Origin of the sequence: Streptomyces sp. NPDC013455 (genome assembly GCF_040632975.1) — a bacterium.
Taxonomy (GTDB): domain Bacteria; phylum Actinomycetota; class Actinomycetes; order Streptomycetales; family Streptomycetaceae; genus Streptomyces.
Genome location: NZ_JBEYCX010000001.1, coordinates 668,605 through 684,949, shown reverse-complemented (window position 1 = coordinate 684,949; position 16,345 = coordinate 668,605). Strand labels below are relative to the sequence as shown.

The 16,345-nt window shown below is 74.2% G+C and carries 14 protein-coding genes; 13 read left to right on the top strand and 1 reads right to left on the bottom strand.

Annotation, left to right across the window (positions count from 1 at the left end; translation table 11 throughout):
* Positions 1–143 precede the first annotated feature (143 nt).
* From hrcA to ABZ576_RS02985, 10 genes are all read left to right on the top strand, one after another.
* Positions 144–1,160 (top strand): heat-inducible transcriptional repressor HrcA, encoded by a 1,017-nt coding sequence (hrcA, locus tag ABZ576_RS03030; RefSeq protein ID WP_360735123.1) that lies wholly within the window; start codon positions 144–146, stop codon positions 1,158–1,160.
* A complete protein-coding gene (gene dnaJ / locus ABZ576_RS03025; RefSeq protein ID WP_360735121.1) occupies positions 1,161–2,297 on the top strand; it encodes a molecular chaperone DnaJ in 1,137 nt (378 codons plus the stop codon).
* 468 nt (positions 2,298–2,765) lie between these two features.
* Entirely contained in the window at positions 2,766–3,842 is a 1,077-nt protein-coding gene (locus ABZ576_RS03020; protein WP_360735119.1) for a nitronate monooxygenase, read from the top strand.
* Positions 3,839–4,585 carry a 16S rRNA (uracil(1498)-N(3))-methyltransferase gene (locus tag ABZ576_RS03015; protein ID WP_360735117.1) on the top strand — a complete coding sequence of 249 codons (747 nt, stop codon included), beginning with the start codon at positions 3,839–3,841 and terminating at the stop codon, positions 4,583–4,585. Before ABZ576_RS03020 ends, ABZ576_RS03015 begins: the two co-directional genes overlap by 4 nt.
* A 16-nt stretch (positions 4,586–4,601) precedes the next feature.
* The gene (locus tag ABZ576_RS03010) at positions 4,602–4,994 is read left to right on the top strand and encodes a VOC family protein (RefSeq protein ID WP_360735115.1); all 393 of its coding nucleotides are present in this window, start codon (positions 4,602–4,604) and stop codon (positions 4,992–4,994) included.
* Between the two features lie 85 nt (positions 4,995–5,079).
* Positions 5,080–5,607 carry a hypothetical protein gene (locus tag ABZ576_RS03005; RefSeq protein WP_360735113.1) on the top strand — a complete coding sequence of 176 codons (528 nt, stop codon included), beginning with the start codon at positions 5,080–5,082 and terminating at the stop codon, positions 5,605–5,607.
* Between the two features lie 120 nt (positions 5,608–5,727).
* Entirely contained in the window at positions 5,728–8,886 is a 3,159-nt protein-coding gene (locus ABZ576_RS03000; RefSeq protein WP_360735511.1) for a PDZ domain-containing protein, read from the top strand.
* A gap of 84 nt (positions 8,887–8,970) precedes the next feature.
* On the top strand, positions 8,971–9,324 hold the full coding sequence (locus ABZ576_RS02995) for a histidine triad nucleotide-binding protein (protein WP_360735111.1): 354 nt from the start codon (positions 8,971–8,973) through the stop codon (positions 9,322–9,324).
* 6 nt (positions 9,325–9,330) lie between these two features.
* Positions 9,331–10,236 carry a ribonuclease Z gene (locus ABZ576_RS02990; RefSeq protein ID WP_360735109.1) on the top strand — a complete coding sequence of 302 codons (906 nt, stop codon included), beginning with the start codon at positions 9,331–9,333 and terminating at the stop codon, positions 10,234–10,236.
* A gap of 20 nt (positions 10,237–10,256) precedes the next feature.
* Positions 10,257–11,261: an adenosine deaminase gene (locus ABZ576_RS02985; RefSeq protein ID WP_360735108.1), complete on the top strand. Its 1,005-nt coding sequence runs from the start codon at positions 10,257–10,259 to the stop codon at positions 11,259–11,261.
* Here the strand turns inward: ABZ576_RS02985 and ABZ576_RS02980 are convergent.
* Positions 11,213–12,547 (bottom strand): MFS transporter, encoded by a 1,335-nt coding sequence (locus ABZ576_RS02980; RefSeq protein WP_360735106.1) that lies wholly within the window; start codon positions 12,545–12,547, stop codon positions 11,213–11,215. The genes ABZ576_RS02985 and ABZ576_RS02980 overlap by 49 nt on opposite strands.
* Positions 12,548–12,826: 279 nt before the next feature.
* Here ABZ576_RS02980 and ABZ576_RS02975 point away from each other — a divergent pair, with 279 nt between their 5' ends.
* From ABZ576_RS02975 to ABZ576_RS02965, 3 genes are all read left to right on the top strand, one after another.
* Complete coding sequence (locus ABZ576_RS02975) at positions 12,827–13,759, top strand: 5-dehydro-4-deoxyglucarate dehydratase (RefSeq protein ID WP_360735509.1); 933 nt, start codon at positions 12,827–12,829, stop codon at positions 13,757–13,759.
* On the top strand, positions 13,756–15,045 hold the full coding sequence (locus ABZ576_RS02970) for a glucarate dehydratase family protein (RefSeq protein WP_360735104.1): 1,290 nt from the start codon (positions 13,756–13,758) through the stop codon (positions 15,043–15,045). The genes ABZ576_RS02975 and ABZ576_RS02970 overlap by 4 nt, the downstream gene beginning before the upstream one ends.
* Positions 15,046–15,116: 71 nt before the next feature.
* Complete coding sequence (locus ABZ576_RS02965) at positions 15,117–16,274, top strand: PfkB family carbohydrate kinase (RefSeq protein WP_360735102.1); 1,158 nt, start codon at positions 15,117–15,119, stop codon at positions 16,272–16,274.
* The last annotated feature ends 71 nt before the right edge of the window (positions 16,275–16,345 follow it).

The window sequence follows — 16,345 nt, the reverse complement described above, 5'->3', positions numbered from 1 at the left end:
CGACCCGGTACGGCGGCCCGACCTTGCCCAGTGTGTACCCGACAGCCGTACACTGGGCCGGGGAACGCTGGCACTCGCATGGGAAGAGTGCCAGGCGGACGACCCGAAGGGACGAGGGGACGACGTGCTGGAGGTGCGCGCGAATGCTGAGTGAACGCAGGCTTCAGGTACTGCGCGCCATCGTCCAGGACTACGTGGGCACCGAGGAGCCGGTCGGTTCCAAGGCGCTCACCGAGCGGCACAACCTCGGTGTCTCCCCGGCGACCGTCCGCAACGACATGGCGGCCCTGGAGGACGAGGGGTACATCGCCCAGCCGCACACCAGCGCGGGGCGCATCCCCACGGACAAGGGCTACCGGCTCTTCGTGGACAAGCTCGCGGGCGTGAAGCCGATGACCGCGCCCGAGCGGCGGGCCATCCAGAACTTCCTGGAGGGCGCCGTCGACCTCGACGACGTGGTGGCCCGGACCGTCCGGCTGCTCGCGCAGCTGACGCGGCAGGTCGCCGTCGTGCAGTACCCGTCCCTGACCCGGTCCACGGTCCGGCACGTGGAGCTGCTCTCGCTCGCCCCGGCGCGCGTGATGCTCGTGCTGATCACGGACACCGGCCGGGTCGAGCAGCGGATGGTCGACTGCCCGGCGCCGTTCGGCGAGGCCTCGCTGGCGGACCTGCGGGCACGGCTGAACAGCCGGGTCGCGGGCCGCCGGTTCACGGACGTGCCGAAACTGGTCGAGGACCTCCCGGAGGCGTTCGAGCACGAGGACCGCGGTACGGTCTCCACGGTGCTCTCCACCCTCCTGGAGACACTCGTGGAGGAGAACGAGGAGCGGCTGATGATCGGCGGTACCGCCAATCTCACCCGCTTCGGGCACGACTTCCCCCTCACGATCCGGCCCGTCCTGGAGGCCCTGGAGGAGCAGGTCGTGCTCCTCAAGCTCCTCGGCGAGGCGAAGGACCCCGGCGTGACCGTGCGCATCGGCCACGAGAACGCCCATGAAGGACTCAACTCAACCTCCGTGGTGTCGGTGGGCTACGGTTCGGGCGGCGAGGCGGTTGCCAAGCTCGGCGTGGTCGGACCGACCCGCATGGACTACCCGGGAACGATGGGAGCGGTACGCGCAGTGGCACGGTACGTCGGACAGATCCTGGCGGAGTCGTAAGTGGCCACGGACTACTACGCCGTTCTCGGCGTGCGCCGCGACGCGTCGCAGGATGAGATCAAGAAGGCGTTCCGCCGGCTCGCGCGCGAGCTGCACCCGGACGTCAACCCCGATCCGAAGACCCAGGAGCGGTTCAAGGAGATCAACGCCGCTTACGAGGTGCTGTCGGACCCGCAGAAGAAGCAGGTCTACGACCTCGGCGGCGACCCGCTCTCCCAGTCGGGCGGGGCCGGCGCCGGCGGCTTCGGCGCCGGTGGCTTCGGCAACTTCTCGGACATCATGGACGCGTTCTTCGGCACGGCGTCGCAGCGCGGGCCGCGCTCGCGCACCCGGCGCGGCCAGGACGCGATGATCCGCATCGAGGTCGAGCTGGACGAGGCGGCCTTCGGGACCACCAAGGACATCCAGGTGGACACCGCCGTCGTGTGCGGCACGTGCAGCGGTGAGGGCGCGGCCCCGGGCACGTCCGCCCAGACGTGCGACATGTGCCGCGGCCGCGGTGAGGTCTCGCAGGTCACCCGGTCCTTCCTGGGCCAGGTCATGACCTCGCGGCCCTGCCCCCAGTGCCAGGGCTTCGGCACGGTGGTGCCGACCCCGTGCCCGGAGTGCGCCGGCGACGGCCGCGTCCGCTCGCGCCGCACGCTCACCGTGAAGATCCCGGCCGGTGTAGACAACGGCACCCGGATCCAGCTCGCCGGCGAGGGCGAGGTCGGCCCCGGCGGTGGTCCGGCCGGCGACCTGTACGTGGAGATCCACGAGCTGCCGCACCCCACCTTCCAGCGGCGCGGCGACGACCTGCACTGCACGGTCACCATCCCGATGACGGCGGCGGCCCTCGGCACCAAGGTGCCGCTGGAGACGCTGGACGGCATGGAGGAGGTCGACATCCGGCCCGGCACCCAGTCCGGCCAGTCGATCCCGCTGCACGGCCGGGGCGTCACGCACCTGCGCGGCGGCGGCCGGGGCGACCTGATCGTGCACGTGGAGGTCACCACCCCGACCAAGCTCGACCCCGAGCAGGAACGCCTGCTGCGCGAGCTGGCCAAGCTCCGCGGCGAGGAGCGCCCCCAGGGCCAGTTCCAGCCCGGGCAGCAGGGGTTGTTCTCCCGCCTGAAGGACGCTTTCAACGGCCGCTGACCCGGGCAGGCCGGGGAGTGGCTGGGGGTCCGGGGGTCGTCCCCCGGGCAGGCACGATCGGCCCGGGCAGCAGGGGTTGTTCTCCCGTCTGAAGGACGCTTTCAACGGCCGCTGACCTGGGCAGGCCGGGGAGTGGCTGGGGGTCCGGGGGTCGTCCCCCGGGCAGGCACGGTCGGCCCGGGCAGCAGGGGTTGTTCTCCCGTCTGAAGGACGCTTTCAACGGCCGCTGACCCGGGCAGGCCGGGGAGTGGCTGGGGGTCCGGGGGTCGTCCCCCGGGCAGGCACGGTCGGCCCGGGCAGCAGGGGTTGTTCTCCCGCCTGAAGGACGCCTTCAACGGACGCTGAGGGACACCCTCGGGCGGGTGCCGGGCGCCCGCTCCGGGGTGCTCCGGTGCCCCGTATGCCGGTGGCCTATGCCCGGGGAAGCCTGGATTCGGTCTTGTTCGGAGGACGTGACAACATGCCGTCATGTCCTCCGCGCTGACCGATCTCTTCCCCCACCCGATCGTGCAGGCCCCCATGGCGGGCGGTGTCTCCGTCCCGCAGCTCGCCGCCGCCGTCTCCGAGGCCGGCGGCCTCGGGTTCCTCGCCGCCGGATACAAGACCGCCGACGGCATGTACCAGGAGATCAAGCAGCTGCGCGGGCTCACGAGCCGCCCCTTCGGCGTCAACGTGTTCATGCCCCAGCCCGAGCACGCCGAGTCCGGCGCCGTCGAGGTCTACGCCCATCAGCTGGCCGGCGAGGCCGCCTGGTACGAGACCGAGCTGGGCGACCCGGACAGCGGCCGCGACGACGGCTACGACGCCAAGCTCGCCGTCCTGCTCGACGACCCGGTGCCGGTGGTCTCCTTCCACTTCGGCGTACCGAGCCGGGACGTGTTCGACAAGCTGCACCGGGCCGGCACCTACACCCTGGTCACCGCCACCACCGCGGAGGAGGCCCGCGCGGCCGAGCGGGCCGGCGCGGACGGGGTGATCGCCCAGGGCGTGGAGGCCGGCGGCCACCAGGGCACGCACCGGGACCTCCCGGAGAACGACGGCTCCGGCATCGGCCTGCTGTCGCTGCTCACGCAGATCCGGGAGGCCGTGCGCATCCCGGTCGTCGCCGCCGGCGGCATCATGCGCGGCGGCCAGATCGCCGCCGCCCTCGCGGCGGGCGCGAGCGCGGCCCAGCTGGGCACCGCCTTCCTCGCCACGCACGAGTCCGGCGCCCCCGCCCCGCACAAACAGGCGCTGACCAACCCGCTGTTCACGCGCACCGAACTGACCCGCGCCTTCTCCGGCCGCCCGGCCCGCGGACTGGTCAACCGCTTCCTGCGCGAGCACGGCCCGTACGCCCCCGCCGCCTACCCGGAGGTCCACCACCTCACCTCGCCGGTGCGCAAGGCCGCCGCCAAGGCCGGTGACGCACAGGGCATGGCGCTGTGGGCGGGGCAGGGACACCGCCTGGCCCGCGAGCTGCCGGCCGGACGGCTGGTGGAGGTGCTGGTGGCCGAACTCGCCGAGGCCCGGACAGCGTTGTCGGCCGGAGGTGACCCGCGATGACCGCCCCCGTCTTCGTCGTCGAGCACTTCGACCCGGACGGCGACCGGTACGTCCTGGACGGCCCCGAAGGCCGGCACGCCGTGTCCGTGAAGCGGCTCCAGGCCGGCGAGGAGGTCGTCCTCACCGACGGCGCCGGGCGCCACGCGGTGTGCGAGGTGATCGGCTCCGAGGGCAAGGACCGGCTGGTCGTCCACCTGGGGGAGATCTCCGAGGAGCCGGCGCCCAGCCCCCGCATCACCGTCGTCCAGGCCCTGCCCAAGGGCGACCGCGGCGAACTCGCCGTCGAGACCATGACCGAGGTCGGCGTCGACGCGATCGTGCCCTGGCAGGCCGCCCGCTGCATCACCCAGTGGAAGGGCGACCGCGGGCTGAAGGCCCTCGGCAAGTGGCGGTCCACCGCCCGCGAGGCCGGCAAGCAGTCCCGCCGGGTCCGCTTCCCCGAGGTCGCGGACGCGGCGACCACCCGACAGGTGGCCGCCCTCCTCGCCGGGGCCGACTTCGCCGCCGTGCTCCACTCCGACTTCGAGCACCCCAGTGAGCCGCTGGCCACCGCGGAACTGCCCGCCGAGGGCGAGATCGTACTCGTCGTCGGCCCCGAAGGAGGCGTGTCCCGGGACGAGTTGGCGCTGTTCGCGCAGGCGGGCGCCAAGCCGTACGTCCTCGGGCCCACCGTACTGCGCACATCCACCGCCGGCACCGCCGCCGCGGCCCTGCTGCTGGGCCGTACCGGCCGCTGGTCCTGACACACCTGGGGACACCGTGGAACTCGCCCAAGTCCGGCTGCTGGTAACCGACTTCGCCGCCTGCTACCGCTTCTACGCCGACGTGCTCGGCCTCAAGCCGCAGTCCGGGGCGACCGGGGGGCCGTACGAGAAGTTCAGCCCGCAGACCGGCTCCGCCGGGATCGCGCTGCAGGACCGGGCGGCGATGGCCGAGGTCCTGGACGAGCTCGGCGACACGGCCACCGGCCACCGGTCCCTGGTCGTCCTGCGCGTCGACGACCTCGACGCCTACTGCGCGCAGATCACCGGCCGGGGCGCGGCCCTGCTGCACGGCCCGGCCCCCATGACCGACCGCATGCGGGTGGCCCACCTCAAGGACCCCGAGGGCAACCTGGTCGAACTCCAGGAGTGGCTGCTGCTGCGCGGCTGACGGCACCGGACGGAAGCGGCCACGAACGGGTGAGTGGCCGTATGCGGCCTTCCGCGCCGTTGCTCCCGGTGGCACGCTGCCGGGTATGGGGGCAACGAGACGAAGGCGGACGGTGCCGCGGGCGACGGCCGTGCTGGCGCTCGTCGTGGTGGCCGGCGGGGCCGCGGTGGCGTGCCGGCCGGAAGGTCTCGGCTCGGCGACCGTCGCGTACACCACCGACCGGACCGCGACCGCCGCGCTGGAGGCACGGCACGTCGACGTCGGCTGGCTGACCTGCACCGGCAGTTACGACGACGGTGACGGCGACGGCGGCGGCACGGGCCGGTCGCCCTCGCCGACCGCGACCACCGTCGTCTCCGTCGACTGCCGGGGCGAGACCCAGGACCGGCGAAAGATCACCGTCACCGGACACGTGACCAGGGCCGTCGACGGCGCCTGCGTCCGCGGTGACCTGACGGCCGAGGTCGACGGCAGACGGGTGTTCCACGTGAGCGGCCTCGGCGACTGCGAGGCGACGCAAGGGCCCACGTACCGCCCGCCCACGGGAGGCCGGCCGCAACCGACCGTGACCGTCACCGTCACCCGGACCGTCTGGCCGGTGCCGGGCAAGTGATCGGCAAACCGGGAGCGGCGCACAGCGGTCGCTGCGTAGAGTGACGGCGTGACTCAGGGTGCTTCGACCGGAACCGCGGACACGTCCGGCTACCTCCGCTTCCCCCATCTCCACGGCGACCTGGTGACCTTCGTCGCCGAGGACGACGTGTGGCTCGCGCCGCTCGACGGCGGCCGCGCCTGGCGGGTCAGCGCCGACAACGTGCCGGTGACCCAGCCCCGTATGTCGCCGGACGGCCGGCACCTCGCCTGGACCTCCACCCGGGACGGCGCCCCCGAGGTGCACGTCGCCCCGGTCGACGGCGGCCCCGCCCGGCGGCTGACGTACTGGGGCAACCACCGCACGCAGGTACGCGGCTGGACCCCGGACGGGCGGGTGCTCGCGCTGGGCGCGCAGGGCCGGCCAAGCTCCCGGCAGACCTGGGCGCACGCCGTCCCGCTGGACGGCGGACCGGCCGAGGCCCTGCCGTACGGCCCGGTCGGCGGCGTGGCCCTCGGACCGGCCACCGTGCTGCTGTCCGTGCCGATGGGCCGCGAGGCCGCCTACTGGAAGCGCTACCGGGGCGGCACGGCCGGCAAGCTGTGGATCGACCGGGCCGCCGAAGGCGAGGAAGGCGCCGGGGAGTTCACCCGGCTCCACGAGGACATCGCCGGGAACATCGAGTGCCCGGTGTGGGCCGGGGACCGCATCGCGTTCCTCTCCGACCACGAGGGCACCGGAGCGCTGTACTCCTCCCTCGCCGACGGCTCCGACCTGCGCCGGCACACCCCCCTCGGGGGCTTCTACGCCCGGCACGCGGCCGGCGACGGCACCCGGGTCGTCTGGTCCTGCGCCGGTGAACTCTGGCTGCTGGACGACCTGGAGGACGCCGAACCGCGCCGGCTGGACGTCCGGCTCGGCGGCCCGCGGGCCGACCTGCGCCCCCGCCCGGTGAACGCCGCCGGCTGGTTCGGCGAGGCGTCGCCCGACCACAGCGCACGCGGCAGCGCCGTCTGCGTGCGCGGCGGGATCCACTGGGTCACCCACCGCCTCGGCCCGGCCCGCGCCCTGGCCGCCACCCCCGGCGTCCGCGCCCGGATGCCGCGCACCTTCCGCGCCGACGGCGAGGAGTGGGTGGTCTGGGTGACGGACGCCGAGGGCGACGACGCCCTGGAGTTCGCCCCCGCGACCGGCACCGTGCCCGGCTCCCCGCCCCGCCGGCTCGCCGCCGGACAGCTCGGCCGGGTCCTGGAGCTGGCCATGGCACCCGACGGCAGCCGGGCCGCCGTCGCCGCGCACGACGGCCGGCTGCTGCTCGTCGAACGGGAGACCGGCGAGGTCCGCGAGGTCGACCACAGCGACGACGGCGAGGTCTCCGGCCTCGCCTTCTCCCCCGACTCCGCCTGGCTCGCCTGGGCCCACCCCGGCCCCCGCCCGCTCTCGCAGCTGCGCATCGCCCACACCACCGACCTCTCGGTCACCGAGGCGACCCCGCTGCGCTTCCAGGACTACGCGCCCGCCTTCACCCTCGACGGCAAACACCTCGCGTTCCTCTCCAACCGCGCCTTCGACCCGGTCTACGACGAGCACGTCTTCGACCTCGCGTTCGTGGTCGGCGCCCGCCCCCACCTGATCACCCTGGCCGCCACCACCCCCTCGCCGTTCGGCCCGCAGCGCCACGGCCGCCCCTTCGAGACCCCCGACCGGGACGAGACCACCGACGGCGAGGGCACCCCCGCGACCCGCATCGACCTCGAAGGGCTCGCCGACCGGATCGTGCCCTTCCCGGTGGAGGCCGGCCGCTACTCCACCCTGCGCGCCGCCAAGGACGGCGTCCTGTGGCTGCGCCACCCGGTGCAGGGCGTCCTGGGCGCCTCCCGCGCCCACCCCGAGGACCCCGACCCGCACACCGAGCTCGAGCGCTACGACCTCGCCCAGCGCCGCCTGGAACACCTCGCCTCCGACGCCGACCACTTCGAGGTCAGCGGCGACGGCAGGCGCGTGCTGCTGTGGAGCGACGGCCGGCTGCGCGTCGTCCCCAGCGACCGCCGCACCGGCACCGACGACGACGGCGACTCCAGCGTCACCGTCGACCTCGCCCGGATCCGGCAGACCGTCGACCCGGCCGCCGAGTGGCGGCAGATGTACGACGAGACCGGCCGGCTCATGCGCGACCACTTCTGGCGGCCCGACCTCGGCGGCGTCGACTGGGACGGAGTCCTCGCCCGCTACCGCCCGCTGCTCGGCCGGCTCGCCACCCACAGCGACCTGGTCGACCTGCTCTGGGAGCTGCACGGCGAACTCGGCACCTCGCACGCCTACGTCACCCCGCGCGGCGGCCCCCGCGGCGCCCGGCACGGTCTGCTCGGCGCCGACATCTCCCGGCACGCCGACGGCAGTTGGCGCATCGACCGGATCCTCCCGTCCGAGACCTCCGACCCGGACGCCCGCTCCCCGCTCGCCGCGCCCGGGGTCGCCGTACGCCCCGGCGACGCGATCATCGCCGTCGCCGGTCACCCCGTCGACCCGGTGGCGGGCCCGGGTCCCCTGCTCGTCGGCACGGCCGGCCACGCCGTCGAACTGACCGTCTCCCCGGCGGGCGGCGGCGAACCCCGGCACACCGTCGTCGTCCCCGTCGCCGACGAGGAGGCCCTGCGCTACCACGCCTGGGTCGCCGACCGCCGCGCCCACGTCCACGAGGCCTCGGCCGGCCGGCTCGGCTACCTGCACGTCCCCGACATGCAGGCTCCGGGATGGGCCCAGATCCACCGCGACCTGCGCGTGGAGGTCGCCCGGGAGGGCCTGGTGGTCGACCTCCGGGAGAACCGCGGCGGCCACACCTCACAGCTCGTGGTGGAGAAACTGGCCCGCCGGATCATCGGCTGGGACCTCCCGCGCGGCATGCGCCCCACCAGCTACCCCCTGGACGCGCCCCGCGGCCCGGTCGTCGCCGTCGCCAACGAGTTCTCCGGTTCCGACGGTGACATCGTCAACGCGGCGATCAAGGCCCTCGGCATCGGCCCGGTCGTCGGCACCCGCACCTGGGGCGGTGTCGTCGGCATCGACAGCCGCTACCACCTGGTCGACGGCACGCTGGTCACCCAGCCGAAGTACGCGATATGGCTGGAGGGCGTCGGATGGGACGTGGAGAACCACGGCGTCGACCCGGACGTGGAGGTCGTACAGCGGCCCCAGGACTGGGCATCCGGCACGGACGCCCAGCTGGACGCGGCGATCGCGCTCGCCCTGGAGGCACTGGAGGAGCAGCCCGCGAAGACTCCGCCCGGTCTGCCGGCTTGAGGGCGCAGGGAACCGCGAGCAACCCCGTACGACCCGCACCCGACCGACTACGATGCCACGGTACTGATCACAGGAGGCACAGCCATGGCCGGAGAGCCGCAGGACGACTGCCTGTTCTGCAAGATCGTCGCGGGCGAGATCCCGGCGACGATCGTCCGCGAGACCGAGACGACCGTAGCCTTCCGGGACATAAACCCGCAGGCCCCCACCCACGTCCTGGTGATCCCCAAGGCCCACTGGGCGAACGCGGCCGAACTCGCCGCCGGCGCCCCGCAGGTGGCCGCCGACGTGCTCGCCGAGACCAAGGCCGTGGCCGACGAGGAGAAGCTGGACAGCTACCGCCTCGTCTTCAACACCGGCTCCGGTGCCGGCCAGACCGTCTGGCACGCCCACGCCCACGTCCTCGGCGGGCGTGGCCTCCAGTGGCCGCCCGGGTAACTCGGCATGTCCGTCCGTGAACTGGTGGTCCTCGGCACCGCCAGCCAGGTCCCCACCCGGCACCGCAACCACAACGGCTACCTGCTGCGGTGGGACGGCGAGGGCATCCTGTTCGACCCCGGCGAGGGCACACAGCGGCAGATGCTGCGGGCCGGGGTCGCCGCCCACGACCTGCACCGGATCTGCGTCACGCACTTCCACGGCGACCACTCCCTCGGTCTCGCGGGCGTCATCCAGCGGATCAACCTCGACCAGGTGCCGCACGAGGTCACCGCGTACTACCCGCGCTCCGGGCAGCGGTTCTTCGACCGCCTGCGGTACGCGACCGCCTACCGGGAGACGGTCCGTCTCACCGAGGCCCCGGTCGCCGCCGACGGCGTCCTCGCGGTGACCCCGGCGTACACGCTGGAGGCCCGCAGGCTCTCCCACCCCGTCGAGTCCTTCGGCTACCGCCTGGTCGAACCGGACGGCCGGCGCATGCTGCCCGACCGGCTCGCCGCGCACGGCGTCAAGGGCCCGGACGTCGGGACGCTCCAGCGCGAGGGCCGGCTCGGTGACGTGACACTGGAGCAGGTCAGCGAGGTGCGGCGCGGGCAGCGGTTCGCGTTCGTCATGGACACCCGGCTCTGCGACGGCGTGCACGCGCTCGCGGACGGCTGCGACCTGCTCGTCATCGAGTCGACCTTCCTCGACGAGGACACCCGGCTCGCCGAGGAGCACGGCCACCTGACGGCCGGACAGGCCGCCGCGGTGGCCCGGGACGCGGGGGTACGGCACCTCGTCCTGACCCACTTCAGCCAGCGCTACTCCGAGCCCGCCGAGTTCGAGCGGCAGGCGCGGGCGGCCGGCTTCGAGGGGGAGCTGACCGTCGCCCACGACCTGCTGCGGGTGCCGGTTCCGAAACGGCGGTGAAACCGCCGTACGATGCTTCGATGCCCCTCCCGAAAGCAGAACTGCACCTCCACATCGAAGGCACCCTGGAACCGGAGCTGGCTTTCGAGCTGGCCGCCCGCAACGGCGTGACCCTCCCGTACGCGGACACCGACGAGCTGCGCGAGGCGTACCGGTTCGAGGACCTGCAGTCCTTCCTGAACCTGTACTACGAGCTGATGGCCGTCCTGCGCACCGAGCAGGACTTCGCGGACCTGGCCGACGCCTACCTCGCCCGGGCCGCCGCACAGGGCGTGCGGCACGCCGAGATCTTCTTCGACCCGCAGGCCCACCTGGCCCGGGGCGTGGCCATGGGCACCGTCGTGGAGGGGCTGTGGCGGGCGCTGGGCGGCAGCGAGGCGAACCACGGCGTGTCCACCCGGCTGATCATGTGCTTCCTGCGGGACGAGTCCGCCGAGTCGGCCCTCGCGACCCTGGAGGCCGCGCGCCCGTACCTGGACCGGATCACCGGGGTCGGTCTGGACTCGGCCGAGGTCGGGCATCCGCCGGTGAAGTTCCGGGAGGTGTACGAGGCCGCCGCCGCGCTCGGTCTGCGCCGGGTCGCGCACGCCGGTGAGGAGGGGCCGCCGGAGTACATCACCGAGGCGCTGGACGTTCTGGGCGTGGAGCGCGTCGACCACGGGCTGCGCTGCATGGAGGACCCGGCGCTGGTCGAGCGGCTGGTCCGGGAGCGCATCCCGCTCACCCTGTGCCCGCTGTCCAACGTCCGGCTGCGCGCCGTGGACACCCTGGCCGGCCACCCGCTGCCGGCCATGCTCGAGGCCGGCCTGCTGTGCACGGTCAACTCCGACGACCCGGCGTACTTCGGGGGGTACGCGGGCGACAACTTCGCGGCCGTGCGCGAGACGCTGGAGCTGGGCGAGGACCGGCTCCGCGAACTGGCCCGCAACTCCTTCCTCGCGTCCTTCCTGGAGGACGACGAGGAGCGGCGGGCGCGTTACCTCGCCGAGGTCGACGCGTACGAGTTCGGCGACGCCGTGTCGTAGGCGCGCCGATCCGGCACGGCGGGCGCCCCCACCGGCAGTTCCACGACCGGCAATTCCACGACCGGCAATTCCACGACCGGCAATTCCCCGACCGGGACCCCCGCGACCGGCGGCCCGGCGACCGGCAGGGGGTGCCCGCCCGCCCGCAGGGCCACCGCCGTCATCGGTACGGCGATCAGCAGCAGCCCGGCGCACAGCACTTGTCCCATCGCAGGGAAGCCCGCCCCGGCCGCCAGCAGACTCCCCGCGAGCGGCCCGGCCGCGGTGCCCAGCGAGGACGCCGAGCCGACCAGGACGGTCCAGCGGCCCCGCGGGTCGAGCGACGCGGCCAGGGCGATGACGTACGACAGCACGACCGGGTAGAGCAGGTTCCAGGCGATCTCGCCCGCCGCGAACGCGGCCAGGTCCGTCGCGGCCGCGCTGAGCGCGACACAGCCCGCGATCAGCGCCGTGCCGGCGCCGATGGGCAGCGCCCGGCCCAGCCGCGGGCCGAGTGCGCCCGCGATCACCACGCCCAGGAGCCCGGCGCCGAGCGCCACCGCGAAGACCGCGCCGACGGTGACCTCGGTGAGGTGCGCCTGGCCGAGCCCGATCCGCCCGCTGACGCCCCACAGGGCGTTCTGGGCGAGGGACCAGCAGGGCATCGCGGCGGCCAGCACCAGGCCCGCGCGGGGGTGGGGGAGGCGGTCGGGTCCGACGGCCGTACGGGCCGCGGCGGTACGGGCGGACAGGCGGCCGGTGAGCGGCCAGACGGCGAGCGCGGTCAGGGCGATGGCGGCGAAGGGCAGGCCGTGTCCGGCCCCGAGGCGCGGGATCGTCAGGTACAGAGCGCCGGCGAGGGCGGAGACGCCGAGCAGGCCGAGCGTGGTCACCCGGTGCGGGTCCCCGCCCCACGCGCGAACGCCCTCGCGCGGGGTCCCCACGGCCGCGATACCGCTCGCGGCGACCGCCGTGATCGTGCCGGAGCCGAAGCCGCCGGCCACCGCTCCCGCGACGACGGCCGGTACGGCGCCGGTGAGGGCGGCGCCGCCGTAGCCGAGGACGGCGAGTGCGAGGCCGGCGCGGGCCAGGGTGCGGGGGCCGATCCGTTCGACCCGGGATGCCAGCAGGAAGCCCGCCGCCGCGGAACTCAGCAGCAGGGCACTGCCGATGGCGCCGGCCTCGGTGGCGGTGAGCGGAAGTCCGCTGTCGAGCCTGCCGACGGTGGTCGGCAGCAGATAGGGGGCGAGGTACCCGGCCGTGAACAGGGCGACGAGGGGCCAGGGCGGGGTGCGGCGGGCGGACACGGGCGTTCCCAGGGCAGGCGGGAGCAACGGCTCGGAAAGAGGGGGGAGTAGGGCGACGACCGTCGACGGACAGGAACGCGCGAGCAAGTTGTATCAAGCACGCGGTTCCGGAAGAAGTCCGGTGGCTGTGATCCACGACACGGTCGGGTTTGCAGGTGGTGCGCCGGGGTAGGAGGCTTTAGCCTGAGTTCTCATATATGGACGGCATTCATAAGAGGAGATGGTCAGGTGGGCGGCGACCCGGCTCCGCAGGACGTGGCGCGGCGACTGCGGGAGGGGATGGCGCGCGGGGTGCTGTCCTTCCCGCTCACCGCCTTCCACGACGACGGCACGCTCGACGCCGACGGCTTCCGGGCCCACGTGGCCGACCGGCTCGCCGCCGGTCCCGGGGCCGTCTTCCCGGCCTGCGGCACCGGCGAGTTCTTCTCGCTGGACGAGGAGGAGTACCGGACGGTCGTCACCGTCGCCGTGCAGGAGGCGGCCGGGGGAGTGTCCCCGCGCGAGGACGGCCGGGCCGGGGGGAGGGTGCCCGTGGTGGCCGGCACCGGATACGGCTGGGCGCAGGCCGCCCGGTTCGCGCGGATCGCGGAGGAGGCCGGCGCCGACGCCCTGCTGGTGCTGCCGCACTACCTGACGGAGGCGCCGCAGGACGGCCTCGCCGCCCACCTGGAGGAACTGGCCGCCCGCACCCGGCTGCCGCTGATCACCTACCAGCGCGGCCAGGTCGCCCACACCGTACGGACGTTGCGCCGCATCGCCCGGATCCCCCGCGTCATCGGCCTCAAGGACGGCCACGGCGACCTGGAGCGGCTCCAGCGCCTCACGCTCGCCGCCCCGGACGGCTTCCTGTTCTTCAACGGCGCCGCCACCGCCGAGATCCAGGCCCGGGCCTACGCCGCGGTCGGGGTCCCCGCCTACTCCTCGGCCGTGCACGCCTTCGCCCCCGAGATCGCCGGCGCCTTCTTCGGCGCGCTGCGCGACGGCGACCACGACACCGCCGACACGCTGCTGCGCGACTTCTACGTCCCGTTCGCCGAACTCCGCGACCGGGTACCCGGATACGCCGTTTCCCTGGTGAAGGCGGCGGCCCGGCTGCGCGGCCAGCGCGTCGGGCCCGTGCGCGCCCCGCTCACCGGCCCCTCGCCCGCCGACCTCGCCGATCTGAAGGCCCTCCTCGCCGCCGGACTCGATCTCGTAGGAGCCTCCCTGTGACCCGTGACCTGAGCATCACCGAGATACGGCTGACGCCGATCCTGGTCGCCGACCCGCCGCTGCTCAACACCCAAGGAGTGCACCAGCCGTACACCCCGCGGCTGATCGTGGAGGTGGTGACCGCCGAGGGGATCACCGGGCTCGGCGAGACCTACGGCGACACCAAGTACCTGGAACTGGCCCGTCCGCTGGCCGAGCGTTTCACCGGACGCTCGGTCATGGATGTGAACGCCCTGTTCGGGATCGACCTCGGGGTGGACGAGAGCAGGGTCGCGGGCGAGGTCGACGCGGGCGGGCTGCGCGGCGTGCAGAGCGCCGACAAGCTCCGGCTGTCGGTGCTGTCCGCCTTCGAGGTCGCCTGCCTGGACGCCCAGGGCAAGGCGTTCGGGCTGCCCGTGCACGCGCTGCTCGGCGGCAGGGTGCGGGACGCCGTCGAGTACAGCGCCTACCTCTTCTACAAGCCGGCCGCCCACCCGGCGGGCGTCCCGGCCGAGCCGGACGAGTGGGGCGCCGCCCTCGATCCGGCCGGAGTCGTGGCCCAGGCCCGGGAGATGCGGCGGCGGCACGGGTTCGGGTCGTTCAAGCTGAAGGGCGGTGTCTTCCCGCCCGAGCAGGAGATCGCCGCCGTACGCGCGCTCGCCGAGGCCTTCCCCGGGCACCCGCTGCGACTGGACCCCAACGGCGCCTGGTCGGTCGCGACCTCGCTGAAGGTGGCGGAGGAACTCGGCGGTGTCCTGGAGTACCTGGAGGACCCGACGCTCGGCACGCCCGCCATGGCCGAGGTGGCCGCCGCGACCGGCGTGCCGCTCGCGACCAACATGTGCGTGACCACCTTCGGGGAGATCGAGGAGGCGTTCACCAAGGGCGCCGTCCAGGTCGTGCTCTCCGACCACCACTACTGGGGCGGACTGCGCAACACCCAGCACCTCGCCGCGATCTGCGCCGCCTTCGGCGTCGGGGTGTCCATGCACTCCAACACGCACCTCGGCATCAGCCTCGCCGCGATGACCCAGGTCGCGGCCACCGTGCCGAACCTGCACCACGCCTGCGACTCCCACTACCCCTGGCAGTCCGAGGACGTCCTCACCGAGCGGCCCGCCTTCACCGGCGGCCGGGTCGCGGTGTCCGACACGCCCGGCCTCGGTGTCGCACTCGACCGGGACGAACTGGCCCGGCTGCACCGGCGGTGGGCCGAGGACGACGGTTCGCTGCGCGACCGCGACGACGCGGCGGCGATGCGCGCGGCCGAACCGGACTGGCGGACACCGGTGGTGCCCCGCTGGTGACCCGTGCCCACGGGATCCCGGTGCGTGACCTGGTGCACACTGGCCAGAACCGCACCACGCAGGGAGCGCCCGTGACCCCGTCGCACACCCTCACCGGAGAGGAACCGGAACACCTCACACAGGCAGCGCGCTGCCAGGCCCAGGTCGACCCGCTCGCCGCGCTGCGCGCCCCCGGCGACCCGCCCTGGGACGTCTACCTCACCGGCACCGTCTTCCTCGACATCATCTTCACCGGCCTGGACTCGGCGCCCGTACGCGGCACCGAGTCCTGGGCCCGGGGTATGGGCTCCAGCCCCGGCGGCGTCGCCAACATGGCCGCCGCCCTCGCCCGGCTCGGCCTGCGCACCGCACTCGCCGCGGCCTTCGGCGACGACCACTACGGCGAGTACTGCTGGGACGCGCTGGAGCAGGGCGAGGGCATCGACCTCTCGGCGTCCCGCACGGTGCCCGGCTGGCACTCCCCGGTGACCGTCTCCATGGCGTACGAGGGCGAACGGACGATGGTCTCCCACGGGCACGAGCCGCCGCCCGAGGCCGTGTTCCTCGGGGAGGGGGCCCCGGCCCGCCCGCCGCGCGCGCGTGCGGCCGTCGCCTCCCTCACCCCCGGCACCCGGGCCCCGTGGATCGCCCGGGCCGCCCGCGAGGGCACCCGGATCTTCGCCGACGTCGGCTGGGACGACAGCGGTGCGTGGGACCTGGCCGGGCTCGCCGACCTGGAGCACTGCGAGGCGTTCCTGCCCAACGCGGAGGAGGCCAAGCGGTACACCGGCACCGACTGCCCGCGGCTGGCCGCGCACGCCCTGACCGAGTACGTGCCGGTGGCGGTGGTGACGCTGGGCTCGGAAGGGGCGTACGCGGTGGACCGGCGGACCGGGGAGACGGCGGAGGTGCCGGCGATCGAGGTGGAGGCGCTGGATCCGACGGGTGCCGGGGACGTGTTCGTCGCCGGGTTCGTGACGGGGTCCCTCGCGGGGTGGCCGCTGGCCGACCGGCTGGCGTTCGCCGGGCTGACGGCCGCGCTGTCGGTGCAGGAGTTCGGCGGGTCGCTGTCGGCGCCGGGGTGGTCGGAGATCGGGGCGTGGTGGCGGCGGGTGCAGTCCCTGCCGGGGCAGTCGCCCGCGGCGCTGCGGCGGTACGAGTTCCTGGAGGCGCTGGTGCCCGAGCGGCTGGACCGCCCCTGGCCGTTGCGGCGGGCGGTCCCGACCCTCGGGTTCGGCCGGACCGGCTGACGAGGCCACCGCCCGGCCGGCCCGGCTGCCCGCCGCGGCTGCCCGGCCCGTTCGCCGGCCCGGCCGACGCG